The 25,136-nt window shown below is 68.5% G+C and carries 24 protein-coding genes; 8 read left to right on the top strand and 16 right to left on the bottom strand.

The window, feature by feature from the left end; all coding sequences use genetic code 11:
* Positions 1-59 precede the first annotated feature (59 nt).
* Positions 60-1,205 (bottom strand): transglycosylase SLT domain-containing protein, encoded by a 1,146-nt coding sequence (locus tag Y590_RS11775; RefSeq protein WP_060770002.1) that lies wholly within the window; start codon positions 1,203-1,205, stop codon positions 60-62.
* A gap of 207 nt (positions 1,206-1,412) precedes the next feature.
* Between Y590_RS11775 and Y590_RS11770 the strand changes: the two genes are divergently transcribed.
* Positions 1,413-1,874, top strand: coding sequence for a VOC family protein (locus Y590_RS11770; protein ID WP_353612597.1), 462 nt, complete (start codon positions 1,413-1,415; stop codon positions 1,872-1,874).
* Positions 1,875-2,699: 825 nt separating this feature from the next.
* Here the strand turns inward: Y590_RS11770 and coaA are convergent.
* The 7 genes from coaA to hisB all read right to left on the bottom strand — a co-directional run bounded on the left by coaA (position 2,700) and on the right by hisB (position 7,532).
* Positions 2,700-3,713, bottom strand: a complete 1,014-nt coding sequence (coaA, locus tag Y590_RS11765) for a type I pantothenate kinase (protein ID WP_060770000.1) — start codon at positions 3,711-3,713, stop codon at positions 2,700-2,702.
* Positions 3,710-4,033: a phosphoribosyl-ATP diphosphatase gene (locus tag Y590_RS11760; RefSeq protein ID WP_012752879.1), complete on the bottom strand. Its 324-nt coding sequence runs from the start codon at positions 4,031-4,033 to the stop codon at positions 3,710-3,712. Before Y590_RS11760 ends, coaA begins: the two co-directional genes overlap by 4 nt.
* Positions 4,034-4,153: 120 nt before the next feature.
* Positions 4,154-4,930, bottom strand: coding sequence for an imidazole glycerol phosphate synthase subunit HisF (gene hisF / locus Y590_RS11755; RefSeq protein WP_060769999.1), 777 nt, complete (start codon positions 4,928-4,930; stop codon positions 4,154-4,156).
* A 44-nt stretch (positions 4,931-4,974) separates the two neighbouring features.
* Positions 4,975-5,718 (bottom strand): 1-(5-phosphoribosyl)-5-[(5-phosphoribosylamino)methylideneamino]imidazole-4-carboxamide isomerase, encoded by a 744-nt coding sequence (hisA, locus tag Y590_RS11750; protein WP_060769998.1) that lies wholly within the window; start codon positions 5,716-5,718, stop codon positions 4,975-4,977.
* 41 nt (positions 5,719-5,759) lie between these two features.
* Positions 5,760-6,422: an imidazole glycerol phosphate synthase subunit HisH gene (gene hisH, locus Y590_RS11745; RefSeq protein WP_060769997.1), complete on the bottom strand. Its 663-nt coding sequence runs from the start codon at positions 6,420-6,422 to the stop codon at positions 5,760-5,762.
* A complete protein-coding gene (locus tag Y590_RS11740; protein ID WP_060769996.1) occupies positions 6,419-6,922 on the bottom strand; it encodes a DUF2628 domain-containing protein in 504 nt (167 codons plus the stop codon). The genes hisH and Y590_RS11740 overlap by 4 nt, the downstream gene beginning before the upstream one ends.
* A gap of 22 nt (positions 6,923-6,944) precedes the next feature.
* Entirely contained in the window at positions 6,945-7,532 is a 588-nt protein-coding gene (hisB, locus tag Y590_RS11735) for an imidazoleglycerol-phosphate dehydratase HisB (protein ID WP_060769995.1), read from the bottom strand.
* Between the two features lie 222 nt (positions 7,533-7,754).
* On the opposite strand from hisB, the gene Y590_RS11730 reads away from it, so the two are divergent.
* Both Y590_RS11730 and Y590_RS11725 read left to right on the top strand, forming a co-directional pair.
* Complete coding sequence (locus Y590_RS11730) at positions 7,755-8,660, top strand: metallophosphoesterase (protein ID WP_060769994.1); 906 nt, start codon at positions 7,755-7,757, stop codon at positions 8,658-8,660.
* Between the two features lie 35 nt (positions 8,661-8,695).
* Positions 8,696-8,959: a YARHG domain-containing protein gene (locus Y590_RS11725; protein WP_060769993.1), complete on the top strand. Its 264-nt coding sequence runs from the start codon at positions 8,696-8,698 to the stop codon at positions 8,957-8,959.
* A 74-nt stretch (positions 8,960-9,033) separates the two neighbouring features.
* Here the strand turns inward: Y590_RS11725 and Y590_RS11720 are convergent, their stop codons facing one another.
* The 4 genes from Y590_RS11720 to petA all read right to left on the bottom strand — a co-directional run bounded on the left by Y590_RS11720 (position 9,034) and on the right by petA (position 12,911).
* Positions 9,034-9,909, bottom strand: a complete 876-nt coding sequence (locus Y590_RS11720; protein ID WP_060769992.1) for an S-methyl-5'-thioadenosine phosphorylase — start codon at positions 9,907-9,909, stop codon at positions 9,034-9,036.
* 211 nt (positions 9,910-10,120) lie between these two features.
* The gene (locus Y590_RS11715) at positions 10,121-11,014 is read right to left on the bottom strand and encodes a cytochrome c1 (RefSeq protein ID WP_060769991.1); all 894 of its coding nucleotides are present in this window, start codon (positions 11,012-11,014) and stop codon (positions 10,121-10,123) included.
* Between the two features lie 21 nt (positions 11,015-11,035).
* Positions 11,036-12,328: a cytochrome b gene (locus Y590_RS11710; RefSeq protein ID WP_060769990.1), complete on the bottom strand. Its 1,293-nt coding sequence runs from the start codon at positions 12,326-12,328 to the stop codon at positions 11,036-11,038.
* 34 nt (positions 12,329-12,362) lie between these two features.
* Positions 12,363-12,911 (bottom strand): ubiquinol-cytochrome c reductase iron-sulfur subunit, encoded by a 549-nt coding sequence (gene petA / locus Y590_RS11705; RefSeq protein ID WP_060769989.1) that lies wholly within the window; start codon positions 12,909-12,911, stop codon positions 12,363-12,365.
* Positions 12,912-13,471: 560 nt separating this feature from the next.
* Here petA and Y590_RS11700 point away from each other — a divergent pair.
* Positions 13,472-14,752, top strand: a complete 1,281-nt coding sequence (locus tag Y590_RS11700; RefSeq protein ID WP_060769988.1) for an O-acetylhomoserine aminocarboxypropyltransferase — start codon at positions 13,472-13,474, stop codon at positions 14,750-14,752.
* 3 nt (positions 14,753-14,755) lie between these two features.
* Here the strand turns inward: Y590_RS11700 and Y590_RS11695 are convergent, their stop codons facing one another.
* Genes Y590_RS11695 through Y590_RS11685 form a run of 3 tightly spaced genes read right to left on the bottom strand, consistent with a single transcriptional unit; the run spans position 14,756 to position 17,743 of the window.
* Positions 14,756-15,613, bottom strand: coding sequence for a methionyl-tRNA formyltransferase (locus Y590_RS11695; RefSeq protein WP_060769987.1), 858 nt, complete (start codon positions 15,611-15,613; stop codon positions 14,756-14,758).
* Positions 15,613-16,380 carry an SDR family NAD(P)-dependent oxidoreductase gene (locus Y590_RS11690; protein WP_060769986.1) on the bottom strand — a complete coding sequence of 256 codons (768 nt, stop codon included), beginning with the start codon at positions 16,378-16,380 and terminating at the stop codon, positions 15,613-15,615. The genes Y590_RS11695 and Y590_RS11690 overlap by 1 nt, the downstream gene beginning before the upstream one ends.
* Positions 16,381-16,435: 55 nt before the next feature.
* Complete coding sequence (locus Y590_RS11685; RefSeq protein ID WP_060769985.1) at positions 16,436-17,743, bottom strand: capsule polysaccharide biogenesis protein; 1,308 nt, start codon at positions 17,741-17,743, stop codon at positions 16,436-16,438.
* 362 nt (positions 17,744-18,105) lie between these two features.
* On the opposite strand from Y590_RS11685, the gene Y590_RS11680 reads away from it, so the two are divergent.
* The 4 genes from Y590_RS11680 (at position 18,106) to Y590_RS11665 (ending at position 24,342) form a co-directional block, all read left to right on the top strand.
* Entirely contained in the window at positions 18,106-20,052 is a 1,947-nt protein-coding gene (locus tag Y590_RS11680) for a capsular polysaccharide export protein, LipB/KpsS family (protein WP_060769984.1), read from the top strand.
* A 7-nt stretch (positions 20,053-20,059) separates the two neighbouring features.
* Positions 20,060-21,544 (top strand): LTA synthase family protein, encoded by a 1,485-nt coding sequence (locus Y590_RS11675; RefSeq protein ID WP_060769983.1) that lies wholly within the window; start codon positions 20,060-20,062, stop codon positions 21,542-21,544.
* 182 nt (positions 21,545-21,726) lie between these two features.
* A complete protein-coding gene (locus Y590_RS11670; RefSeq protein WP_060769982.1) occupies positions 21,727-22,899 on the top strand; it encodes a polysaccharide biosynthesis/export family protein in 1,173 nt (390 codons plus the stop codon).
* A 318-nt stretch (positions 22,900-23,217) separates the two neighbouring features.
* Positions 23,218-24,342: a branched-chain amino acid ABC transporter substrate-binding protein gene (locus tag Y590_RS11665; protein WP_060769981.1), complete on the top strand. Its 1,125-nt coding sequence runs from the start codon at positions 23,218-23,220 to the stop codon at positions 24,340-24,342.
* A 112-nt stretch (positions 24,343-24,454) separates the two neighbouring features.
* Here Y590_RS11665 and Y590_RS11660 read toward each other — a convergent pair whose 3' ends face one another.
* Complete coding sequence (locus Y590_RS11660) at positions 24,455-25,030, bottom strand: tyrosine phosphatase family protein (protein WP_060769980.1); 576 nt, start codon at positions 25,028-25,030, stop codon at positions 24,455-24,457.
* Positions 25,031-25,136: the final 106 nt, after the last annotated feature.

Below are 25,136 nucleotides of genomic sequence, written 5' to 3'. Positions count from 1 at the left end.
TTGCGTCGGAGGAAGATTTTCACCGTCGCGGGCCCGCCGCGCGGCGGGCGGCCGCACGTCTACTGAACCGCCTCTGCGTCGGCGAGCGCGACGAGGCCGGCCACGGTGCGGACGTCGCGATAGCGGTCGCCGCGGGCGTTCATCATGGCCTCGAACTTCTGGTGCACCTGCGCGACCGAGAGGCTCGCGGGCTTGCGGTGACGGCCCCGGCCGGTGGTGCCGGCAAAGAAGATCGACCGGTTGGCCCGAGCCGGGCCCGGCAGCAGGGTCGCGGCGGCGGCGGTTGGCTTGTCGACCACTCGGGACAGGAAATTCTCGGCGTCGTCCGGCCCGAGGAAGTGGGCGAGGTAGACCTCGCCGAGAGTCAGCTCGCGGCCGATCTTCAGGGCGATGCGTCCGGCGTCACGCTTCAGCATCTCGCCGGCCATGACGGCCGAGAGGTAGGGGTCGCGGCGCAGATCGAGAATGCGGGAGCGCTCGGCCTGATCCTGGATCGACGGCCGGTCGTTGCCGTCCGGGACGATCAGGCCGGCCTCCTTCTCGTATCCGTATCGGGGTCCGAAATCGCGGATCACGCCGAGCCAGGTGCGTTCGATGAACTGGAACAGGCCGGTGGCCGAAGAGGTCTTGGCCTGGACGGCGGTGATGAAGCTCGACTCCTTGTCGGCCACCGCCATGAGCAGGACCGGATCGGTCTGGACCGCCTGAGCCGCCTTCACGATCGTCTGGACGAGGTGGCGGCGGATCTTCATCGGCCCGAATTCGAGGATGTCGTTCGGGTCGCCGGTCGAGGTCTGCGAGAGCAGGAAGTCGTAGGAGACGCGGTCGACCGTGTTGGCACCGAGTTCGGTGTCGAGATCGCCTATGGGGTGGAAGCTCGCGGAGGCGGCCAGCACGCTCGACACCGGCATCTCGGGCGCGAGCGCCTGAAGGCGCGGCTTCGGCATGGCGAGGTCGGACACCTTGGTCGAAGCCTCGGCCCGGCCGAAATCGGTGCCGGCATTGAGCAGAACCGCGCTCAAGCCGCCGGCCAGCAGGGTCATGGAAAGGATGGAGCGGACCAGCGCCGTGCGGCTGCCGTGATCGCGCCCCGTCCGGGAATTGAGGGTGATGGCGTCGGAGGACGGGGTGGGACGCCCGCTCTTGCGAGGAGCGTGAGAGGAGATCTTGGTGGTCCGCGGCGATCCGATCGAACGGCCCTGCATCGTTGTCGTCGCTCACTCTTCGTGATGGCGCCAGCGGCGTGTGGGCCACACTTACGCCGCCGGATGTGGCGCAAACACGGCCGAGGTTGTGGCATCCCCAGGGCAAGCCGCGGCAATTTGCAGGCAAGCTGAGCCATTTGACCGGCTGTCCCCGATGTTTTCCACCGGCGTTGAGGTTCGCAGCCGACAAGATCGGAGGAGAATGCGGTGCGCGCCGATCCGCGTTGCACCATCGACGGAAGAAGGCCCTCGGCGATGCTGCGGCCCGATCGCATCTTGGAGACGGCCCTGTACGTCGATGACTTACAGAGAGGCCATGCGTTCGATGAAACCGTCATCGGTCTCGAGCGCGTCCTGCAGTCGGAGACACTCTGGGCCTACGATGTCGGCGGACGGAACGTGCTTCTGCTGTTCAGGCGCGGCGCATCCGTGTCACCGCAGTGCCTGCATGGCGGGTCGATCCCGCCGCATGACGGGACAGGGCCGCTGCATCTCTGTTTCGGGACGACGCAAGACGATCTGCCGGCATGGGAGGCGAAGCTCGCATCGCGGGGTATCGCCATCGAAGGGCGTGTCGCGTGGCCGAGCGGGGCGACGAGCCTCTATTTCCGCGATCCGGACGGGCACATGCTCGGACGCGCGACGCGGGGGCTATGGCCGAGCTATTGAGCGTCGCCGGTCACAGCCGCCGCAGTGTCACGATAGGGCATCGAGTAACTCGATCTCCGGCTCCTCGCCGGGCACCACGCCGTAGACGAAGTGAGATCGGCCGGCGGAAAGACCCGTTTTGTGGCAACCCCAGACCTTTAGACCCAACAAACTGCGAGCACGGAGTTGCCTAAGCGCAGCGCTACTAGCGATGTCCGACGGGCATAGCGGCCAAGTTGCCTCATCCCATCAGTTGGAGCCTCGGTAATCGCAATGGATCTGGAGGCTTTCTGTCGGATTAGTGTGAATGTGAAATCCACACTCCTCCAGTGCTCTCCAGATAGGACGCAGAATGGGTTCATACTTGAGTATGTATCGCTCCTGCCAGAACGGGGGCGTAAATACTCCAAGTGGCAGGAACTGGATTATTCTGCCGTCAATCGCGATCGAAACATCGATATGTGTTCCATCAACATTGTGCCCGTTTGCACCGAATATGGGTTGAATTTCCGATCGACGATTCGGATAGATGAGCCAGAATGCGCACCTACCGACGGCGCGTGACACTTGGCGAATGCGGCCGGTCAACGAAGTTTCGGCCTCAAAACCCCGCGTCAGCACAAGCGATACGTGACTAGGGGCGCGAGACTGTGCACTGACAAGCGCGCCGTAGACACGTTCATCGACGACAACTTGTCTTGAAGGCCAGCGGGGCCGGATTACCAATTCTGCACTGTCATCCTGCCCAAGAACCAGCAACAGCACAACTCCAATACGGTGATATGCAATATAACAATAGACAATCGCATTGTGCCGCCAAACTGCGGAATAAATTGCCCCGATCGGTCACAGCCGCCGCAACGCCACGCTCTCGATGCGGTGGCTCGGCCCCTTGGCCAGGATCAGGCTCGCCCGCTGGCGCGTGGGCAGAATGTTGTCGCGCAGGTTCGGCAGGTTGATCGTCGTCCAGAGCCGGTCGGCGATCTCCAGCGCCTCGTTCTCGGAGACCTCGGCGTATTTGCGGAAGTAGGAGAGCGGATCGCGGAAGGCAGTCTGGCGCAGGCGCAGGAAGCGGTTGACGTACCAGCGGTGCAGGTCGTCCTCGTGCCCGTCGAGATAGATCGAGAAATCGAAGAAGTCGGAAACGAAGGGGATCGCGGTGCCGTCCAGCGGCAGGCGTGCCGGCTGGAGGACGTTCAGGCCCTCGACGATGAGAATATCGGGCGATTCGATCACCTGCTCCTCACCCGGCACCACATCGTAGACGAGGTGGGAATAGACCGGGGCGGAGACCCGTTTGTGGCCGGCCTTGATGTCGGCGAGGAAGCGCAGCAGGGCGGCGCTGTCGTAGCTTTCGGGAAAGCCCTTGCGCTCCATCGCGCCCATGCGCTGCAATTCGGCGTTGGGGTGGAGGAAGCCGTCGGTCGTGATGAGATCGACCTTCGGGGTGTTGGGCCAGCGGGCGAGCAGCGCCTTCAGCACCCGCGCCGTGGTCGATTTGCCGACCGCGACCGAGCCCGCAAGGCCGATGATATAGGGCACCTTGTGGTCGTGCTCGGCGAGCAGGAAGCGCTGCGTCGCCTTGAACAGCCCCTGCGTCGCCGCGACGTAGAGCGAGAGCAGGCGCGAGAGCGGCAGGTAGATCGCCACGACCTCCTCGATCGAGATCGGATCGTTGAGGGATTGCAGCCGGCCGATATCCTCGGCGCTCAGCGTCAGTGGGGCGTCGGCGCGCAATTGCGCCCATTCGTCCCGCGAAAAGATCCGATAGGGCGAGAGACGGCCCGGCCCGTGGCCGGTGACCGGATTCTGGCGCTCCTCCGGTTCGATCCCCGCCGACGGGATCGGAGCGCCGATCATGTGTGCCTCCGCGCCGCCTTCTCGGCGAGACCGCTCTGAGCGGTGCGCCGACCCAGTTCCGCCATCACGTCGTCGAGCGGCACGCCCGCCGCCTTCAAGGTCACGACGAGATGGTAGAGCACGTCCGCCGCTTCCGAGACGAGCGCCTTGGGGTCACCCTGCACGGCCGCGATGACGGCCTCGACCGCCTCCTCGCCGAGCTTCTTGGCGGCCTTGGCCGGCCCCTCGGAGAGCAGCTTTGCGGTGTAGGATGTCTCGGGGGGCGTGCCGGCGCGGCTGTCCACGAGGGCGGCGAGGTCGTCGAGGCTGAACTTCGTCATAAGGCGCGCAAGCGGAAACCGTATCATGCGGCATCGCATGATCGGATACCGGCACCCCGAACCCTGCGCAGGCTCAGCCCCCCGGTCAAGGGGCGCGGGCATCGGCGCAGCGGATACCCGTTACGGATCGAGCCGCATCGCAAGTCCGGCGGCGGCCATATGGGTCTTGGCCTCGCCGACCGTGTGGTGGCCGAAGTGGAAGATCGAGGCCGCCAGCACCGCGCTCGCGCCGCCGTCACGGACGCCCGCCACGAGGTCGTCGAGCCCGCCGACACCGCCGGAGGCGATCACCGGCACCCGCACCGCATCGGCGATGGCACGGGTGAGCGCGAGGTCGTAGCCGGAGCGGGTGCCGTCCTTGTCCATGGAGGTGACGAGGAGTTCGCCCGCGCCCCGCTCGGAGACCGTGCGGGCGAATTCGACCGCATCGATCCCGGTCGGGTTGCGCCCGCCATGGGTGAAGATCTCCCAGCGCGCGGCCTCGTCCGGACCGGAGACCCGCTTGGCATCGATCGCGACCACGATGCACTGGCTGCCGAACTTCTCCGCCGCCTCGGCGACGAAATCGGGGTTCTTCACGGCGGCCGTGTTGATGCCGACCTTGTCGGCGCCCGCGAGCAGGAGCGTGCGCACGTCGGCCACGATTCGCACCCCGCCGCCGACGGTGAGCGGCATGAAGCAGGCTTCCGCCGTGCGGCTCACTACGTCGAGCAGGGTGCCGCGCGCCTCGTGGCTCGCGGTGATGTCGAGGAAGCAGAGTTCGTCGGCGCCGGCCGCATCGTAGGCCTTGGCCGATTCGACCGGATCGCCGGCATCGCGCAGTTCGAGGAACTGCACGCCCTTCACGACGCGCCCGTCCTTCACGTCGAGGCAGGGGATGATGCGGGTCTTGAGCACGCGTGAATGCCTTCAGGCTGTCGGGGCCGGCGGTCGGACGACGCTCATGCCGCGCCCCCCTTGGCACGGGCGATGGCGGCGAGCGCTTCCTTCGGGTCGATCCGTCCGTCGTAAAGGGCGCGGCCGGTGATGGCGCCGGCCAGCACGGCGCAGTCCGGCTCCAGCAGCCGCTCGACGTCGGCGATCGAGGCAAGGCCGCCCGAGGCGATCACCGGGATGCTGACGGCCGAGGCCAGCGCCAGCGTCATCTCGATGTTGAGGCCCTTGAGGATGCCGTCGCGGGCGATGTCGGTGTAGATGATGGCGGCGACACCCGCATCCTCGAAGCGTTGCCCGAGCTCTTCCGCGGTCATGCTGGAGGTCTGGGCCCAGCCCTCCACCGCCACGCGCCCGTCCTTGGCGTCGATGCCGACGGCGATGCGCCCCGGATGGCGACGGGCCGCCTCGCGAACGAAGGCGGGGTCGCGCACGGCCGCGGTGCCGATGATGACGCGGCTCACGCCCTTTTCCAGCCAGCCTTCGAGGGTGCGCATCTCGCGCACGCCGCCGCCGAGCTGCACCGGCAGGCTCACCCGCGCCAGGATCGCATCGACCGCCGCGGCGTTGCGGGGCTCCCCGGCGAAGGCACCGTCGAGATCGACCACGTGGAGCCAGGAGAACCCCTGAGACTCGAAGGCCGCCCCTTGCGCGGCGGGGTCGTCGTTGAAGACCTTGGCCTGGGCCATGTCGCCTTGAACGAGGCGGACGCAGCGCCCTTCCTTGAGGTCGATGGCCGGATACAGGATCACGCGTCAACTCGCGAATACGATGTGTCGGACAAAGGCGGCCTTCAGGGGCGCCAGCGCAGGAAGTTGCCGAGGAGCGCGAGACCGAGGTGCTGGCTCTTCTCGGGGTGGAACTGGGTGCCGACCATGTTGTCGTGCGCGACCATGGCCGTGACCGGCCCGCCATACTCGGCATGGGCGACCACGTCCGCCGGCTCGGCAGCCTTCAGCGCGAAGCTGTGGACGAAATAGGCGTGCAACCCGCCCTCCCCGATCGCGATATCGCGCAGCAGGGCGTGCTCGCGGTCGAGATGCAGGGTGTTCCAGCCCATATGCGGGATCTTGAGCGCCGGGTCGGCCGGCTCGATCGGGGCGACATCGCCCGGAATCCAGTTCAGGCCCGCGGTCTCCTCGTATTCGAGGCCGCGGCTCGCCATGAGCTGCATGCCGACGCAGATGCCGAGGAACGGCTTGCCCTGCGCCCTGACGGCCTCGGTCATGGCCTCGACCATGCCGGGCACTGCATCGAGGCCGCGGCGGCAATCGGCATAGGCGCCGACGCCGGGCAGCACCACGCGGTCGGCAGCGGCCACGGCTTCCGGCACGTCGGTGACGACGATTCGGGTGCCGTCGAGCCCGGCCTCGCGCGCCGCGCGCTCGAACGCCTTCGCCGCCGAATGGAGATTGCCCGATCCGTAATCGATGATCGCGACGGTCTGCTCGCTCACCGTCCACCCTCGCTCGCGGGGAAAAGCCCGATCACCGCATCATCGCCGCGGCGATGGGTCGGGCGGCTGACGGCCGTCGCGGCGAAACCCGGCCCGGCGACGCCCGGAACCGACGCGGCATCGAGCCAGCGGGCGGCGGCCTTCAGTTCGGCCTCCTCCTGCGAGCCGGCCATCACCGCGTCCTGGGCCGGCTTGCCCCAGCGGCCATAGGTCCAGCGGCGCAGGCTCGACGCCTCCATGCCGATCAGCAGGCTCACCAGCACCGTGACGATCAGCGCCGCGAAGGGAGAGAGGCCGAGCGCCCGGCCCGCGAGCGCAAGCCCGACGAGCCCCACCAGCACGAGGAGCGCGGCGAGCCAGAGACGGTGGCGCAGGAACCACAGCACCGTGAAGGCGAAGGCGCTCCAAGAGAACCCGTCGCGCACGAGATGCGCCTGTTCCAGCGCCCGCGGGTCACCCCGAACCGAGCCCTCGGGAACGTGCAGCGTGTAGGTCCGCATCCTCGCTCCTCCTCAAATGGTCTCAGAGCGATCCCTTGGTGGAGGGAACGCGGCCATCCTCACGCGGGTCGATGGCGACGGCCTTGCGCAAGCTCCGGGCCAGCCCCTTGAAGACGCTCTCGGCAATATGGTGCGCGTTCTCGCCGTAGAGAGTCTCGACGTGCAGCGTGATGCCGGCATTCATCGCGAAGGCCTGGAAGAACTCCCGCACCAGTTCGGTGTCGAACTGGCCGATCTTCTCGACGCGGAAGCTCGTGCGGAACACGAGGAACGGACGGCCGGAAATGTCGATCGCGATGCGGCTCAGCGTCTCGTCCATCGGCAGGTGGATATCGGCGTAGCGGGCGATGCCGCGCTTGTCGCCGAGCGCCTGAGCCACCGCCTGGCCCAGCGCGATGCCGGTATCCTCGGTGGTGTGGTGCTGATCGACGTGCAGGTCGCCGGCGACCTTGATCGTCACGTCGAACAGGCCGTGCCGGGCGAACAGCTCCAGCATGTGGTCGAGAAAGCCGACGCCGGTCGCGATCGCGGCCTTGCCGGTGCCGTCGAGATCGATCGAGACGGACACGTCGGTCTCCGCCGTGCGGCGGCTGATGCTGGCTGTACGCATCGGATACGGGCGTCTGATCCTGAAAACGGGCAGCGGGCCTTCAGCGGCCGGCCGGGCCTGCCTTGTAGTGTGGTTTTGCCCGGTGGGGGAAGGGTCTTGAAGGGTCTTGCTTTAGGGTCCTGGCGGCGATCCCGCGTGAACCGCCCCGCGAAGCCGCTCGGCGTCATCCGCTGGTCATGCCGGCGCGCCAGCCTGACGGGGTCACCGATGCCGAGAAGCCGCATGCTGTCCCGCCGTTCCGTCCTCGCCGCCAGCGCCGCGCTCCTTGCTGCCCGAGCGGGAGCCGCCGACGGGCCGCTGCGCTTCGGCGTGATCGCCGATCCGCAATATGCCGAGGCGCCGCCCAACCTGACGCTCGGCCGCTACTACGCCAACAGCCTCGACAAGCTGCGCGCGGCCGTCGCGGTCCTGAACGCCGAGGAGCTGCGCTTCGTCGTGACGCTGGGCGACATCATCGACCGCGACGTGGCGAGCTACGACCGCATCCTGCCGATCTACCGGACGCTGCGCCACGAGACCCGGTTCCTGCTCGGCAACCACGATTTCGACGTGGCTTCCGAACAGCGCGGGCGGGTGCCGGGCCTGCTCGGCATGGAGAGCCCGTACTACGACTTCGTGGTGGCCGGCCTCCGCTTCATCGTGCTCGATGGCAACGACGTCTCGCTGTTCGCCCCGCCACCGGACGATCCGCGCCGGACGCTGGCGGCGGAGCGCCTGGAGCAGGCCAAGGCGGAGGGGCTCGTCAACGCCAAGCCCTGGAACGGATCCCTCAGCGAGTCCCAGTTCGCGTGGCTGGAGCAAAGGCTGGCGGCGGCGCGGACGGCCGGCGAGCGGGTCGTCGTGCTCAACCACTACCCCGTCGCGCCCGAGAACCCGCACAATCTCTGGGATGCCGGACGGCTCACGGGCCTGCTGGCGAGGCAGCCGCACGTTATCGCCTATTTCAACGGCCACAATCATGCGGGCAACTACGCCGAGCGCGACGGAATCCACTACGTCAACTTCCACGGCATGGTAGACACGCCGGACAGCTCGGCCTTCGCCGTGGTGGAGATCGCGGGTGACCGCCTGGAGATCCGTGGGTTTGGCCGCGAGCCGAGCCGCTCACTGACCCTCAAGACCGCCTGAGGACGCCCGGGCTCCGACGGCTCGGAGCACCAGCCATGCGTTTCCTCGCCGCCGCCATTCTCGTGTCACTTATGGCCTCGCCTGCCCTCGCGGCCTTCCCCTGCGACGAGCTGTGGGGCGAGCGCAACGCGATCTACAAGGATGCCGGCTACTGCTTCCGCACCGAGCGCGCGATTCGCGCCTTCGGCAATTTCGGCTGCAAGTACGACGCACTGGCCGACGTGCCGCTCTCCGCCCGCCAGCGCACCGACATCGCCGACATCCAGCGCCAGGAACGCGACAACGGCTGCACGCACTGATGTTTTGCAGGCGCTCCCCCCGCCTACAAGGCGAGGGGATCCGTCGCGGACGTGACAGTCGGCAGGACCAGCGGTCAGCCGTTCAGCACGCGCCCGGCGACCGCATCGAGCTTGGCCAGCAGCGCCGGGTCGCGGTGCGCGGGCGCCGTCATGATCGCGCCGTCGAGCGCCCGGTGCGAGCCCGCAGGGCACTCCTCGCGCTCGGCCGGAAAATCGCGGGCGACGCGGGAGACGAGCTGGGCCGCTTTGTCGGCGTTGGCGCGGGCGACGGCGACCACCGAGGCCACGTCCACGCTGTCGTGGCTCGGGTGCCAGCAATCGTAGTCCGTCACCATGGCGATGGTCGCGTAGGTGATCTCGGCCTCGCGGGCGAGCTTGGCCTCGGGCATGTTGGTCATGCCGATGACGTCGAAATTCGCCGCCTTGTAGTGCTTCGACTCGGCCATGGAGGAGAATTGCGGCCCCTCCATGCAGACGTAGGTGCCGCCCTTGTGCACCGTGATGCCCTCGGCTTCCGCCGCGGCGGCGATGCGCCGCTGCAGCAGCGGCCCGACGGGGTGGGCGAAGGGCACGTGAGCGACGCAGCCATTGCCGAAGAACGAGGTCGCGCGCCCGAAGGTGCGGTCGATGAACTGATCGACCAGCACGAACAGGCCGGGATGCAACTCGTTGCGGAACGAGCCGCAGGCCGAGAGCGAGACGATGTCGGTGACACCGGCCCGCTTCAGCACGTCGATGTTGGCGCGGTAGTTGATGCCGGTGGGCGAGAAACGGTGGCCGCGCCCGTGCCGGGCCAGGAACACCACCTTGGTCCCACCGATGCGGCCGATCCGCAGCGCGTCGGAGGGCTCGCCCCAGGGCGACGTGATCGCCTCCTCGCGGACATCCTCCAGGCCGGGCAGGTCGTAGACGCCCGAGCCGCCGATCACGCCCAGAACCGCTGCCGTCATGCAAAAATCCCTTGTGTGTAGAACGTGTCCAAGGCCGGAAGGCACGCGGCGCATCTGCTGCGCGTAAAGCGTCGTAAGTCCCGGCGATGACGGTTTGAATGCGCCCGAATCGGTTCGTCCGGCGCTGCGGAACCTTTACCGTAGGCGTTCCCCCACACGCAAACGGGCCCGCGAGGGGCCCGTTCGTCGGTTCGATCGTGGGAGCTTTCGCTCAGTAGGTCTTGTGCAGCTCGGGCTGGAGGCCGTGAACCTCGCCCCCGACCTTCTTCCAGACCTGCTTTTTCACGTAGAACAGCAGACCCGCCAGAACGAAGAGGAACAGGATCACCCGAAGGCCCAGGGACTTGCGGGCCATCATGTGCGGCTCGGCCGCCCAGGCCATGAAGGCCGCCACGTCGTGCGAGTACTGCTCGACCGTCTCCGGCACAACAGGCTCGCCCTTGTCGTTCTTCGGGTAGGTGATCTGCCCTTCGCTCAGCGGGTTCGGCATCGCGATCACGTGCCCGGGATAGTACTTATTGTAGTAGCCGCTGTCCGGCATCGTGAAGCCCTTCGGGGCGTCCTCGTAGCCGGTCAGGAGCGCGTGGATGTAATCGACGCCCTGCTCGGAATAGCCGGTGAAGGGCAGCGCATCGAACACGAACAGCGGGAAGCCGCGCTCGTAGGTGCGAGCCTTGGCCAGAACCGAGAAGTCCGGCGGCGCCTTGCCGCCATTGGCCGCGGCGGCGGCCTTGTCGTTCGGGAAGGGCGACGGGAAGCGATCGGCCGGACGGGCCGGGCGCTCCTTCTCGGCACCGGAATCGTCGAGTTCCTTGACGCTGTAGGTCTCGGCGAGCGCCTTGACCTGCCCTTCCGTGAAGCCGGGTCCGCCCGGCTCCGCGAGGTTGCGGAAGGCGACCAGCCGCATGGAGTGACAGCTCGCGCAGACTTCCTTGTAGACTTGGAAGCCGCGCTGGAGCTGCGCCTGGTCGAAGCGGCCGAACATGCCGGCGAAGCTCCACTTCTCCCGCGGCGGGTTGGTGCCGTGTCCGTCGTCGGCCAGAGCCGAGCCGGCACCGAGGGAGGCCGCGAGCAGGGTCGCGGCGGCGAGGCGTGCGATGCGCATCGTTGTTCTCTCCCTCGGGCCTTAGGCGCGCTTGGCCGGTTCGGCCGCAGCACCCGCGGGCATGCCGGATCCGCTCACCTGCTTGCCCGGACCGGTCACGGTCTCGAGAATCGAGCCCGGCAGGCGGTCAGGCGTCTCGAACAGGCCGACCAGCGGCATGACGATGAGGAAGTGGGCGAAGTAGTAGATGGTGCAGATCCGCGAGGCGAGGACGTAGCCGCCCTCCGGGGGCTTCGCGCCGAGCCAGCCGAGGATGATGGCGTTGACGAGGAAGACCCAGAAGAACACCCGGTAGACCGGACGGTAGTTGCAGGAGCGGACCCGCGAGGTGTCGAGCCAGGGCGCGAAGGCCAGGATCAGCACCGCGCCGAACATCAGGATCACGCCGCCGAGCTTATCCGGCACCGCACGCAGGATCGCGTAGAAGGGCAGGAAATACCATTCCGGCACGATGTGCGCGGGCGTCACCGACGGGTTGGCCGGGACGTAGTTGTCGGCGTGGCCGAGATAGTTCGGCTGGTAGAAGATGAACCATGCGAACAGGATCATGAACACCACCACCGCGAACACGTCCTTGATGGTCGCGTAGGGGGTGAAGGGCACGGCGTCCTTGCTCGACTTGATCGGGATGCCGGCCGGGTTGTTCTGGCCCGTGACGTGCAGCGCCCAGACGTGGAGCACGACGACGCCCGCGATCATCCACGGCAGCAGGAAGTGCAGCGAGAAGAAGCGGTTGATGGTCGGGTTGCCGACCGAGTAGCCGCCCCAGAGCAGGCTCTGGATCGTGTCGCCGACGACCGGGATCGCCGCCAAGATGTTAGTGATGACGGTGGCGCCCCAGAAGCTCATCTGGCCCCACGGCAGGGTGTAGCCGAGGAAGGCGGTGGCCATCATCAAGAGGTAGATGATGACGCCAAGGAGGTAGAGCACCTCGCGCGGGGCCTTGTAGGACCCGTAATAGAGGTTGCGGAAGATGTGGACGTAGACCGCCACGAAGAACATCGACGCGCCGTTGGCGTGCGCGTAGCGCAAGAGCCAGCCGTAATTCACGTCGCGCATGATGTGTTCGACGCTCTCGAACGCGTTGCTCGCATTCGGATCGTAATGCATCGCCAGCCAGACGCCGGTGATGATCTGGATCCCGAGGAAGGCGATCAGGATCGCGCCGAAGGTCCAGAAGTAGTTGAGATTACGCGGAACCGGGAAGGCGACGAAGGACGAGTGCACCAGCCCGACCAGCGGCAGCCGTGACTCGAACCACTTCGCGAGGCGGCTCTTGGGTACGTAGGTCGAGGTCGCGTGTGCGCTGCTCATCGGTTTGCCCGCTCCGGCTTCTCGTGTCCTGTTGTCAGGCGACCGCCTTGCCGCCTTCTTCGCCGATCTTGATCTTGGTATCGGACTCGAAGGCGTAGGGCGGAATCGGCAGGTTGGTCGGCGCCGGACCGCGGCGCACGCGGCCGACGGCGTCGAACTGCGAACCGTGGCAGGGGCAGGACCAGCCCTCGTAATTGCCGGAATGGCCGATCGGCACGCAGCCGAGATGGGTGCAGTTGCCGTAGGCCACGAGCCAGCGATCGTGGCCGGACTTGACGCGGGCGTCGAAGGCGGCCGGGTCGATCATCTCGGAGAGCGGCACGGCCTTCATGTCCGTGACTTCCTTCTCCGTGAGCTTGCGCACGAAGATCAGCTTGCCGCGCCAGAACACGTTAACGATCTGGCCGTCCTGGATCGGGCTGAGATCGACATCGAGCGGCGCACCGGCCGCGACGGTCGCCGCATCGGGCGCCATGGAGGCCACGAAGGGCCACGCCACCGCGCCGGCCCCGACAGCCAATCCCGCGCCTGTCGCGAGGAAGAGGAAATCTCGCTTGGTGCCCTGAGGCCCTTCGTCCGCCAAGGTGGTCCTCCCGTCAGCCGCCGCGCCGAGCCTCTCCGGGCAGCGCTCCGGCGATTTCGCCCGCGCGCACCTTGAAGGCTTTCAAATTCAAAGTCTGACGCAACGGCAGACACCATTGCGCCGGGGCAATCAATGCGACCGTGGGTCACCGGATTACCGTTTGGTTCGCGCGGCTCTGTGACATGTCAGATGCGAACATGTCTAGACTGCTGCGCTTGAGCGATGTGCAGTGCCGCAACGTTCGCTACCGATCGTTACCCCGGTACACCATCCGGGCGTTTCGGCCTCCGTCGGAGCCCGCCCCGGACGGCCGCCCATGGCCGATGCGCAAGGTCGCCGACCGCAGAGCGATCGCTCTGCATTCTTTTCTCCGGCCTCGGGCGCCGGCGGCCGCCTCCGCGGCCTCAGGCTGCCGCTCCGCTCGATGCCTTTCAGGACCGAAGCCCTGAAAAGCCCGCTCCGCGCCGCACTCTTCGCGCGGCGAAGCCGCCCAAGCGGCCTCGGGCGCTTGCACCGCCGAAGAGCACGGGCGTAAACGACGCGTCTTGAGGAGTTTTTCGATGACCGACCGCCAGCCCGGCTTCAACACCCTCGCGATCCACGCCGGCGCGAGCCCCGACCCCGCCACGGGCGCGCGGGCAACGCCGATCTATCAGACGACGAGCTTCGTCTTCGACGACGTGGACCACGCCGCCTCATTGTTCGGGCTCCAGGCCTTCGGCAACATCTACACCCGCATCACCAACCCGACGAACGCGGTGCTGGAGGAGCGCATCGCCGCGCTTGAAGGCGGCACCGCCGCGCTCGCCGTCGCCTCGGGCCACGCCGCCGAATTCCTGACCCTGCACGCGCTGATGCGGCCGGGCGACGAGTTCATCGCGGCCAACAAGCTCTACGGCGGCTCGATCAACCAGTTCAACCACTCCTACAAGAACTTCGGCTGGCAGGTGGTTTGGGCGGACACCGACGATCCGGATTCGTTCGAGCGCGCCATCACGCCGCGCACCAAGGCGATCTTCTGTGAGAGCATCGCCAATCCGGGCGGGGTCATCACCGACATCGCCGCCCTCTCGGTGATCGCCAAGCGTCACAACATCCCGCTCATCGTCGACAACACGATGGCGACGCCGTACCTGATCAAGCCGTTCGAGCACGGCGCCGACATCGTCGTGCATTCGGCCACCAAGTTCCTCGGCGGCCACGGCAATTCCATCGGTGGCCTCATCGTCGATGGCGGTACGTTCCCGTGGCAGGGCGATGCGCGCTATCCGATGCTGTCGGAGCCGCGGCCAGAATATGCCGGGATGGTACTGGCCGAAACCTTCGGCAATTTCGGATTCGCCATCGCCGTGCGCGTGCTGAGCCTGCGCGATCTCGGGCCGTCGCTGTCGCCGTTCAACGCCTTCCTGATCCTCAACGGCATCGAGACCCTGCCGCTCCGGATGCAGCGCCACTCCGACAACGCCCTGAAGGTGGCGACCTTCCTCAAGGACCACGCCGACGTCGATTGGGTGAGCTATCCCGGCCTCACGAGCGACCGCTACCACGCGCTCGCGCAGCGCTACACGCCCAAGGGCGCGGGTGCCGTATTCACCTTCGGCCTCAAGGGCGGCTACGAGGCCGGCGTGAAACTGGTCTCGAATCTCCAGCTCTTCAGCCATCTCGCCAATATCGGCGACACCCGCTCGCTGGTGATCCACCCGGCCTCGACCACGCACCGCCAGCTCACGGACGAGCAGAAGCGGGCGGCAGGCGCCGGCCCCGAGGTCGTGCGCCTCTCGATCGGCATCGAGGATGCGCAAGATCTCATCGACGATCTCGACGCCGCCCTGCGGGCGTGAGCCTCAGCCCTTGCGGGACAGCGTCAGCGCGTCCCGCAGGTCGTGCCCGTCGGTGAGGAGCAGGCCCTCACGGCGCATCCGCGCCAGCAGCGCCCGGTCGGGAAAGCCGCGATAGGGCAGCACCGGACCGGTTCGACCCGCCGGCATCGTCCCGTCGGCGGCGATCTCGCCGAGCACGCGATCGACCAGGAGGCGACCGTGCTCGTGCAGGCGCACGGCCGCGCGTGTGGCCGTGGTGCCGTCGGGCAGCACGACCGCTTCCTGGGACAGGATCGCCCCGGCATCGATCGCGGGCGCGAGGCGGTGAACGGTGACGCCGAACTCCGCCTTTCCGTCCGCCATGGCGTGAATCGTCGGCACGGGGCCGCGGTGGAGCGGCAGCAGGCTCGGGTGGAGGTTGATCCCGCCGAGCCGCGCCCGCGCGAGCGTCGCTGCGGACAGAATCTGGTCGAAGTGGAAGGTGACGATCAGGTCGGGCGCGTGCGCTGCGAAGGCCTGAGCCACCTCCTCGCCGTTCACGTCGTCGACGCGCAAGGCCGGGATATCGAACTGGCGGCAGAGGGCGGCGAGCGGCGTCGCCTCGGGCGTCTCGCGACTGCCGGCGAGGCGCTGCGTCAGGGGTGAGAGCGGGCGCAGCAGGTCCGGCAGCCCGAAATTCACGCCGAGATAGGGCAGGAAGCCGGGGCCGGACCGGGCGAGATGCCGCCGGATCTGACCGACGAGCCCGCCGGTTGCCGGCCGCTCGGCGTTGGAGAGGCCGACGAAGGCGATCGCCGCCGCGTGATCCGCCACGAAGCGACGCACGGCCCGGGCGTTCGGCAGCGCCTCCAACGCGAACAGGGCGATCCGGAGCGGCGGCATCAGCGCCGCGGCCGGTTGCGGAATCGGAAGCCCCTCAGGCCGGCGCTGCGCAGCCATTCGGGCACCAACAGCGCGCCGCGGGCGAGCGCGGCGAGGATCGCCGGGAAGGCGATGACGTCCTGGTCGCGCTCCAACCCGCGGGCGATGCGGGCGGCGGCTTCGTCCGCCGTCATTTCCAGGGGGCGCCAACCCTTGATGACGCCACCCATCGGCGTCTTGACGTAGCCCGGCGTCACCACGCTGAGGCGCACGCCCAGAGGCTTCAGCTTCTGGCGGAGCGCGAGGCCGTGGGCGAGGAGCGCCGCCTTGGCGCCGCTATAGGCCGGGGCGTCGGGTAGCGGCGCGTAGGCCGCCAGCGAGGAGATCAGCGCGATCTGCCCCCGGCCGCGCCCGCTCATCAGGGTCACGCAGGGCAGCATCACGTTGAGCGCCCCGGTCAGGTTGATGTCCGCCGTCTCGAAGGCCGTCGCCTCGGTCTCCAGGCCGCCGGACGGATGCCCGCCGTTCACCGCGGCGTTGACGATGACGAGATCGAGCGGTGTCGCCGCATCGGTCTCACGGAGCCAGGCGCCGACCGCCTCCCGCTCGCGCACGTCGATCAGCCGCGTCAGCACCTCGGCTCCGCGCGTCCGGCACTTCTGCGCCACCGCGTCCAGCCGCTCCCGATCGCGGCCCGTGAGCACGAGGCTCGCACCGGTCTCGGCGTAGAAGCGCGCGAGGGCTGCGCCGATGCCGCTGGAGGCACCGGTGATCAGGATGACGGGCAAGGAGAGGGGTCTTTCCGCTGAGGAGCCGGGTCGTGACCGTGTTGAAGGCCGGCGATCAATAGGCGGGAGAGAGGCTTTCGTCGCGCCCGGCCTGCTCCAGCGTGTCGCGGGCGGCCGCCAGCGCGGCAGGCGGAAGCGCCGCCTCGAGACGCGGCACGGCGCCGGCCACGGCCCGCTCGATCGCCGAGCGGGAGAAGTAGCCGCCGTTGATCTGGGTGCGGTGCATGACGACCCGGAAGAAATCCTGCATCAGTGCCGCGTCGGGTCCCTGCGGGGCACTCCAGAAGGTGTCGATGTCGCCCTGATGGGTCAGGCCCGGCAGGTTGTACACCGCCGAGCCGAAGGCCAGCGTCGGCCGTCCGCGCTCGAGGGCGAGCATCCCGACGGTGGAGTTCACCAGCACGACGCCGCGGCTGCCGTCGATGAGCTTGGGCAGGTCGCCGCCGTCGATGAAGTCGAGCCGGTCGTTGCAGCCGTGGCGCTTGGCCGATTGGCGGGCGCGCTTGCGCCAGTTCATGATGCCGCTGTCGAGCGGGTGCAGCTTCACCAGAAGCCGCGTCGGCGCCTGCGAATGCTTGGCGAAGGAGGCGATCACCCGGTCCATGAAGCCCTCGACGCCGAGGAACGGCGAGTGGACGCGGATCTGGTAGTCGCTGTCGAGCTGGAGCGGCAGCAGGAAGTAATCGGCGTTGATCGCGTGGTAGATCTCGTTCACCCGCGCCGCCTCGCGGCGGGTGCGGCGGCGGCGCACGAACTTCCGGATCCAGCCGGCATATTCGGCGGCGATGTGGTTCGGCCGGTGGGTGCGAAAGCCCGGATAGAGGTAGGGAAAGCCGATATTGGCGATGTTGAAGCCGATATCCCACAGGCTGCGCCGGCCCATGTCTCCGGTGAGCGGCATGGCCCGTCCGGGCTGCGGCAGCTTGCGTGCCAGTTCCCGGATCTCCTCCGCCCGCTTCGGCAGGGTCGAGTTGCCGTTCACCCCGCCGGCCTCGCAGGTGATCCAGTAGGGCCGGATGTAGCCCTCCTCGAACACATGGATGCGCACGCCCATCGGCTTGGCGACGAGCACCGCCGCCTGATGATAGGGCCGGCAATCGCCGAACAGCACGATGTCGGTGACGGCGTGCGTGCGGATATAGGCTTCGAGATAGGCGTCCCAGCCGTCGCGCTTGCCGCGGTAGTGGTCGGCGGAAAAGGGCCAGAACAACCAGTCGCCGGCCGAGAAATTGATGCGGCGAACCCCGTGGCCGCGCTCGCGCAGGGCGCTGCCGAGGACCGAGAAGAACGGGGAGGCGATCCCCTGCAGGAACAGGAAGGTGGCGGCGCGGGGGCCTATGGCATGGGCACGAGGCTGCGTCATTCCCAGGCGCTCAATCCCTAGTCGTGAAGCGGTGTGCGTTGCGTCATCTGGCCGAACGCCTCTCACGACAGCCCCGCGAACGACAACCGCTGCGCGAGGCGACCGGGAGAATTTGCAGCCTCCGTTGCCGATCGATCACGCCACGACTGTGACGATCGGTCGAGGCACCTCTCGCGCCAGATTGCGGCTCCGTTGTGTCCGGTGCCAATCCATCCCCGGAAAAGTGCGTTCTTCACAGCCGTGGCCGAAGCGCGCCGTACCGACGGTGCCGGCGCATAGGAAGTTGCAGCCCATGCTCGGACCGGCCTGGGCCCAGAACGAGGCTTGGGCTATGGAGCAGGCCCTGCCATGATCGACCGGCCATGACCGACCTGCGCCCCATCGAGCCGCACGGCGATACCGGGCTGCCCCGCTCCTACCTGCCGCTCGGCCGGACGGTCCGGCTTCTGCGCGCGCAGATCGAGGCGGCAACGGGCGCGTCGCTGACCTTCCGCTCGCCCGGCCCGCCGGCTTTGTGGTCTGCGGCGGCGGACGGCAAAGCGGTTCTGCGGGTTGCGCCGGGCCCGCTGCTCAGCCCTTACGATTCGCCCGACAGCGGCCTTTCGAGCCTTCGGCTCAGCTATGCCGGCCGGCCCGTCGGGGGCGAGCCCCCCTCCCCGGACTTCGGCGACCTTCTTCGCGCGCGCGGCCTTGCCGGCTTCAACCGGTTCGCCGGCTCGCTTCCGGATGGAGCAGCCGATCCCTTCTCGAGTCAGACGCGGCCTGCCCTCGCCCTGATCGACCCGCAAACCGCCGCGTCGGGCGCGGCCCTGCAAACCTTCCTGACGCGGCTTCTCGCCGAGAATCCGGGGACACGCTTCGTCGCCGCCGGGCCCGACGGATGCCCGCGCAATGGCACGCCGACCGATCCCCGGCTGACCGTGATCGCGGACCCAGCCGATCCCTGGCTGCTGTTTCCCCTCGCGGCGCACATCCACGTGGCGCGTTGGGATGCGGCCTGCGAACCGGCGCTGGCCGGCTTCGAGACCCATTGCCCCGACCCTGCGGCGGGTCCGCGCCCAGCGGATGCGGCGGCGTTCCTGGCGCTCCGTTACGGCATCGGCGTGCACGGCTTCGATCCGTGGACGCGCCGGCCGATCCCGCTCGCGGATGCGGTGGAGCGCGTGGCGTGGCTGCGCGACCGCTTCCTCGGCAACGACCGCCGCGTCGTCCTCGTCGGCGTATCCGGCTGGAAGCGGGCCGCACTCGATGTCTTCGCCACCGGGCCGGCGGGACCACCACTCCACACCATGATTGCGGACGAAGCGGTGGCGCTCGCCCGCTCGCAGGACGGCCGGGTCCAGGCCTGGGCGACCCGCTGCCCGGAGCAGCTCCCGCGCCTCTGTGCGGAGGCCGGCTTGCCCTTCGCGCGGATCGAGGACGGCTTCCTGCGCTCGGTCGGGCTCGGCGCCAGCCTGGAGCCGGGTGCCTCCATCGTCGTGGACGACCTCGGCATCTATTACGACCCGCGGGTGGAGAGCCGGCTGGCCCGCACCCTGAAGGAGGCCGAATTCCCGCCCGGCCTGACTGCCCGCGCCGCCGCCTTGCGCGAATCGATCGTGGCGCGGCGCCTGAGCAAGTACAATGTCGGCCTCGAAGGTGTCGGCGAGGACTGGCCCACGGACCGGCGGATCGTGCTGGTACCGGGCCAGGTCGAGGACGACGCCTCGGTGTTGACCGGTTCGCCGCAGGTGCGCGGCAACCTCGCCCTTCTGCAGGCCGCCCGCGCCCGCAACCCGGACGCCTTCCTGCTCTACAAGCCGCATCCCGACGTCGAGGCCGGGTTCCGTCCCGGCGCGATCCCGGAGGAGGAAGTGCGGCCGCTCGCGGACCGTGTCGTCGGCGGCCTCTCCATCGTCGACCTGCTCGACCGCTGCCACCATGTCGAGACCATGACCTCGCTGGCGGGCTTCGAGGCGCTGATCCGCGGGCTGAGCGTGGCGGTCCACGGCCGCCCCTTCTATGCCGGCTGGGGGCTGACCGAGGATCTGGCGCCGGGGGCCGACCGCGGCCGCACATTGTCCCTCGACGCCCTGGTGGCCGGTGCGCTGATCCTCTACCCGCTCTATCTCGATCCGGTGGCGATGAAGCCGTGCACGCCCGAGCAACTGCTCGACCGGCTCAGCGAGGCCCGAGCCGCCGCGCCGCCCTCGCGTCTCGCCCTCAGCGCGGTCCGTCACGCGACGATGCGGCTGCGCTATGCCCTGATCAATCCGGTCATACGCCGCCTGCGCGCCCGCCGCGGCGTGCGCAGCGAATCCGGCCGCTGAGACAGGCATGAGCCTCGCGACCTATTTTGTGCCCCTCGCGGTCGCGGTCACCGGCGCCTTCGCCATCGAGGCGGCGGCCTCGCCGCAGCGCCCAAGCCTCCGGCCCGGCGATCTGGCGATCCGAGCCGCCGGCTACGCGCTGATCACGCTGTTCTGGTTCCAGTTCTCGTGGCGGCCCTGGCTCGCGGCCTCCTCGTGCCTGCTGACGCTCGCCATCCTCTCGGTGGTGGACCGCCTGAAGCGCCGGGTGATCGGTGAGCCGGTGGTGTTCAGCGACCTCGCGCTGCTCGCGCAGGTGCCGCGCCACCCGCAGCTCTACTATACCCTGCCGATCACCGATCTGCGGATCGCCGGGCCACTGCTGCTCGCTGTCTCTGTCGTCGTCGCTTGGTATGTTCTGGAACCCGCCGCCTTGCCGAGCGGGACGGGGGCATCCATCCTCGCGATCCTCGGCCTGCCGGCGGCGCTGGCGGCGCTGGCGCTCGCGGGCCTGACGCCGCTCGGGCAGAGGGCCCTGCGCCACATCTTCCCGCACCCGGACCTCGCCCGCGACGTCGCTCGCTACGGGCTCGTCGCGACGATGATGGGCTACGCCCTGCGCCGCCTCGGCGAGGACGATGCGCGGCCGGTGCCGGTGCGTGGTGAAGGCAGTCCCGATGACGAGGTCGTCGTGGTCGTCCAGCTCGAATCCTTCCTCGATCCGGCACGTCTGGGCGGTCCGGACCTCCCGGCGATGGCGCGGATCCGGGCGCTGGCGGCGCAGTACGGCCGCCTCGCGGTCCCCGCGCACGGCGCCTACACCATGCGTTCCGAGCACGCCGTCCTCACCGGCCTCGACCCGGAAAGCCTCGGCTTCGGCCGCTACGACCCCTACCTCGCGCGCAAGGGCGAGGAGCCGACCAGCCTCGCCCGCCTCGCCCGCGCCGCCGGGTTCGAGACTGTGTTCGTGCACCCCTTCCACCGCGACTTCTTCGACCGGGCTCGGGTGTTTCAGCGCCTCGGCTTCGAGCGCCTCGTCATGGAGGAGGATTTCGACGGCGCACGTCGGATCGGCCCCTATATCGGCGACGTCGCCGTCGCCGACCGCATTCTGGCGGAGGTGGCGCTGGGCCAGGGGCAGGCGAAGGACCGCACGTTCGTGTTCTCAGTCACGATGGAGAATCACGGGCCCTGGAAGCCGGGCCGGCTCTCCGGCATCGACGCGCCGCTGGCGCAGTACCTCCACCACGTCGCCCATACCGGCCAAGCGATCGAGCGGCTGATCGACGGGCTCACCGGTCGGCGGGCGACCCTCTGCGTGTTCGGCGACCATGCGCCCTCGCTGCCGGACCTCCGTCCGCCGGAATCCGGCCCGATGGCGACGGATTACGCCCTGTTCCGTTTCGGCCGGGACGGCAGCCCGGCCCCCGCCCGGATCGATCTCACCGCGGCACAGCTCGGCTGTGTCCTGCGGGACGCCGTCACTCCGAAACGTTCAGGATTTGGGGGATAAGCGTAGCCGTGCCACGGTGGTGACGCATTGCTGCGTGAGCCCTCGCCGGCCGTCGGCGCATCGTACGCGTCAGTCAAGCATCAGGCCGGGGCCCGTATTCAATGGATCGCAGTGACTGCGTGACGGTCGGAAAGGGGAAGGACGTGGCGTTACGCCCCGCCTCGACCCGGATGGAGTCTCCGATGAAGTGCGCTGCGGCCCTGGCGATCCTTGCCGCCTGCCTCGCCCTGCCGGGCTGCTCGGTCCTGCCGGCCGCGGGGCCGACGACCTCGGCGATCGAGAGCGGCGCCGACGTCGCCACCGCCGAAGGCCTGTTCGCCCGCTACGAGATCATCGACATCACCCCTGCCCTCGTCGAGGCCCTGCGCACCCGACCCCTCGACAGCCTCCTCGTCACCTTCGGCGACCATCGCCCCTCCGTCGAGCCGGTGATCGGCGTGGGCGACTCGGTGGCGGTTCAGGTCTGGGAAGCCGGTTCCGGCGGCCTGTTCTCCGGCCCCCTCGTCTCCGACCGCTTCTCCGCCGGCTCGAAATCCGCCACGATCCCCGAGCAGGTGGTCGGGCCCGACGGCGGCATCACCGTCCCATACGCCGGCCGGATCAAGGTCGTCGGACGCCGCACCCAGGACGTCCAGACGCTGATCGAGACCGAACTCGCCGGCAAGGCGATCCAACCGCAGGTGCTCGTCTCCGTCACCAAGCCGGTCTCGCAATCGGTCACCGTCTCCGGCGAAGCGGCCATGGGCAAGCGCGTGCCGCTCTCGGGCCGCGGCGACCGCCTGCTCGACGTCATCGCCCAGGCCGGCGGCGTGCGCACCCCGGTGGCCGAGACCTTCGTGCGGCTCTCGCGCGGCAACCGCACCGTCACCGTGCCGATGACCACGGTGGTCTCCAACCCGCGCGAGAACATCTTCGTTCGTCCCGACGACACCCTGACCCTGGTGCGCGACCCGCAGACCTTCCTGTCGGTCGGCGCGCTCGGCAACACCACCGAGGTGCCGTTCACGGCGGACGGGCTGACGCTGTCGCAGGCGCTGGCACGCGCCTCCGGCCTGCGCGAGACCCAGGCCGATCCGGCCGGCGTGTTCATCTTCCGCTACGAGCCAGCGGCGGTGGTGCGGCGGCTGCGGCCGAACTCGCCGCTGCTGTCCTCGCCGCAGGTGCCGGTGGTGTACCGGGTGAACCTGCGCGACGCGCAGGGGATGTTCCTGACGCAGAGCTTCCGCATGCGGAACCGCGACCTCGTCTATGTGTCGAGTTCGCCGTTCGCGGAGCTGGGCAAGGTACTGAGCGTGTTCTCGACCGTGGCTTCGCCCATCGCGGCCGGCGCCTCGATCTACACCGTGACCCGGTAGAGCATCGTCCCGAAAGGTGGCCACCGGCTTTCGGAAAATGACGATGCAAGAACGAAATCCTAGCGCATCGTCCGGATGGCGTGTGGGTGCGGACGGGCCTTGCACGTCCCCTCCCCCGCGAAAGTCCGCCCCGTTTCGTCGAGATGGCGACTTGCCAAAGGCTCGGCCCGCGTCATTCCATGCAGCGAAGGTGATGTCGGATACGCGGCCGTGCCGGTCCCGAAACGGGAGCCGGCACAGGATGGCCGTCCTGACAGACGACAACGGTCCGGACCGGCAGACCTTGGCAAAGGGGCAGCGGGCTGGGAAAGAGGCGCCATGACGGTCCGACGCCCCCTCGCCCTCGGTTCGGCCTCGCTCGCGCTCCTGGCCGGGCTCCTGCTCTCGGCTGTTCCGGCCATGGCGGAGGTCAAGGTCGGCGTGGCGGTGCCGCGCACCGGCCCCTACGTCACCGTCGGCGCGCAGGTGCTGCGCGGGGTCGAGGCGGCGGCGCGGGATGCCAACGCGAAGGGCGGCATCGACGGCGAGCCCATCGTGCTCGACGTACAGGACGATTCCTGTGATTCGAATCAGGCCGTAGCCGTGGCCAACCACTATGTGAACTCAGGCGTACGGCTCGTCGTCGGCCATGTTTGCTCGAATGCGTCGCTTGCGGCCTCCGATGTCTACGCCGCCAACGGAATCGTGATGATCACCGCGGCCTCGGTCGCCGCCAAGCTGACCGACCGCGGCCTGCCGACGATCTTCCGGGTCTGCGGCCGAGACGACGACCAGGCCAAGCTCTCGGCCGCGATCCTCGCCGAGCGGTTCCGCGACCGGAGGATCGCCATCCTCAACGACCTCTCGCCGGCCTCGCGCACCCTCGCGGCGGCGACGAAGGACAACCTCAACCGCATCGGCGTCAACGAAGCGATGGCGACGGCCTTCCAGCCGAGCGATGCCGACGACGTGGCCCTCGCCGACCGGCTGAAGGCCGCGAATATCGACGTGGTCTATTACGGCGGCGACGCGCAGGAGATGGGCCGGCTGGTCCGCATCTCGGCCGAACGGGGCTTTCGCCCGCAATGGTTCGGCACCTCGGCCATCGCCACGCCGGACTTCGCCAAGATTGCCGGCCCTGCCAGCAACGGCGTGCTGATGACCTTCTATCTCGATCCGAGCCGCAAGCCGGAGGCGCAGGGCGTGGTGGCCGAGTTTAAGGCGCAAGGCGTCGAGGCGGACGGCTCGATGATCTACGGCTATGCCGCGCTCCAGGCGCTGGTGGAGGCCGGCAACTTCGCCCACAGCACGGAGCCCGCGCCGATCGCCAAGGCCCTGCACGGCGAGCGCTTCGATCTCGTGCTCGGCCCCGTCGGCTTCGACGCCAAGGGCGACATCACCGCCCAGGGCTACGTGCTCTACGTCTGGCGCGACGGCAACTTCACGCCGGCCAAATCGAACTGAGGCGGAACGTTAAAGCATCATCCCGAAAGGTGGTTGCCGGCTTTCGGAAAAAACATGATGCGAAAACAACAGCCTCAAGCATCATCCCGAATCAGGCATCCAGGATGATGCTTTAGTCCCGCAGGGCCGCATCCACCTCGGCGCCACGGCCGAGGTCGCGCATCACCTGATCGAGATGCGGGCGTTTGCGCAGTTGCAGTGCATGCAGGCGCCGCACCGCCTCGCTGAGGCTGCCCTGCCGACCGAGCATCTCGTCGGCAAACGCGATCATGCGCGCGTTCGGCCACGCCTTCTCCCGCTGGGCGTGGAGGCGGGCGATCAGGTCTTGCGCCGGCGTATCGGGCTCGGCCTCGGCGAACAGGGTCGCGAGCGCCGCGGTCGAGCGCGAGATGCCGACATGGCAGTGGACGAGGATATGGATCTCGCCGCCATCGGCAATGGCGTCGCGGCCGAAGGCGAGGATCTTCTCGACGTCCTCGCGCTCCGGCAAGACGACGCCCGGCGCCGGCTCGATGGCGTCGTGGAAGCGTAGGATGGTGCGCCGATGGATCCCGTAGGCGCCGAACGCCTCCGGGTCCGCCCGGTCGGGATCGAGGATCGACAGGACGTGGCTGACGCCTCGGGTCTGATGCTCGACGAGTTCGTCGAGGCCGCAGACGGTGTGGAGGTGGAGCTTTTCGGTGTTCACGCCGAGCCTGCTATCACGCCGCGCCGCGCGATGCGACGGGGCCTGCCCCGGTTTCCGGATGGCCGGCTTCACGTGTATGGCAACGGTCGGCCCGCGGAAGGGCGGT

It is taken from the genome of Methylobacterium sp. AMS5, assembly GCF_001542815.1.
Lineage (GTDB): Bacteria > Pseudomonadota > Alphaproteobacteria > Rhizobiales > Beijerinckiaceae > Methylobacterium.
This window is presented reverse-complemented; position numbering and strand designations above follow the sequence as displayed.

Excerpts from the sequence above, each read along its gene's own strand:
- Y590_RS11775 (WP_060770002.1), bottom strand. The coding sequence starts at position 1,205 with ATGCAGGGCCGTTCGATCGGATCGCCGCGGACCACCAAGATCTCCTCT.
- coaA (WP_060770000.1), bottom strand. The coding sequence starts at position 3,713 with ATGATCGGCGCTCCGATCCCGTCGGCGGGGATCGAACCGGAGGAGCGC.
- Y590_RS11760 (WP_012752879.1), bottom strand. The coding sequence starts at position 4,033 with ATGACGAAGTTCAGCCTCGACGACCTCGCCGCCCTCGTGGACAGCCGC.
- Y590_RS11740 (WP_060769996.1), bottom strand. The coding sequence starts at position 6,922 with ATGCGGACCTACACGCTGCACGTTCCCGAGGGCTCGGTTCGGGGTGAC.
- hisB (WP_060769995.1), bottom strand. The coding sequence starts at position 7,532 with ATGCGTACAGCCAGCATCAGCCGCCGCACGGCGGAGACCGACGTGTCC.
- Y590_RS11730 (WP_060769994.1), top strand. The coding sequence starts at position 7,755 with ATGCTGTCCCGCCGTTCCGTCCTCGCCGCCAGCGCCGCGCTCCTTGCT.
- Y590_RS11725 (WP_060769993.1), top strand. The coding sequence starts at position 8,696 with ATGCGTTTCCTCGCCGCCGCCATTCTCGTGTCACTTATGGCCTCGCCT.
- Y590_RS11720 (WP_060769992.1), bottom strand. The coding sequence starts at position 9,909 with ATGACGGCAGCGGTTCTGGGCGTGATCGGCGGCTCGGGCGTCTACGAC.
- Y590_RS11715 (WP_060769991.1), bottom strand. The coding sequence starts at position 11,014 with ATGCGCATCGCACGCCTCGCCGCCGCGACCCTGCTCGCGGCCTCCCTC.
- Y590_RS11710 (WP_060769990.1), bottom strand. The coding sequence starts at position 12,328 with ATGAGCAGCGCACACGCGACCTCGACCTACGTACCCAAGAGCCGCCTC.
- Y590_RS11700 (WP_060769988.1), top strand. The coding sequence starts at position 13,472 with ATGACCGACCGCCAGCCCGGCTTCAACACCCTCGCGATCCACGCCGGC.
- Y590_RS11695 (WP_060769987.1), bottom strand. The coding sequence starts at position 15,613 with ATGCCGCCGCTCCGGATCGCCCTGTTCGCGTTGGAGGCGCTGCCGAAC.
- Y590_RS11685 (WP_060769985.1), bottom strand. The coding sequence starts at position 17,743 with ATGACGCAGCCTCGTGCCCATGCCATAGGCCCCCGCGCCGCCACCTTC.
- Y590_RS11680 (WP_060769984.1), top strand. The coding sequence starts at position 18,106 with ATGACCGACCTGCGCCCCATCGAGCCGCACGGCGATACCGGGCTGCCC.
- Y590_RS11675 (WP_060769983.1), top strand. The coding sequence starts at position 20,060 with ATGAGCCTCGCGACCTATTTTGTGCCCCTCGCGGTCGCGGTCACCGGC.
- Y590_RS11670 (WP_060769982.1), top strand. The coding sequence starts at position 21,727 with ATGAAGTGCGCTGCGGCCCTGGCGATCCTTGCCGCCTGCCTCGCCCTG.
- Y590_RS11665 (WP_060769981.1), top strand. The coding sequence starts at position 23,218 with ATGACGGTCCGACGCCCCCTCGCCCTCGGTTCGGCCTCGCTCGCGCTC.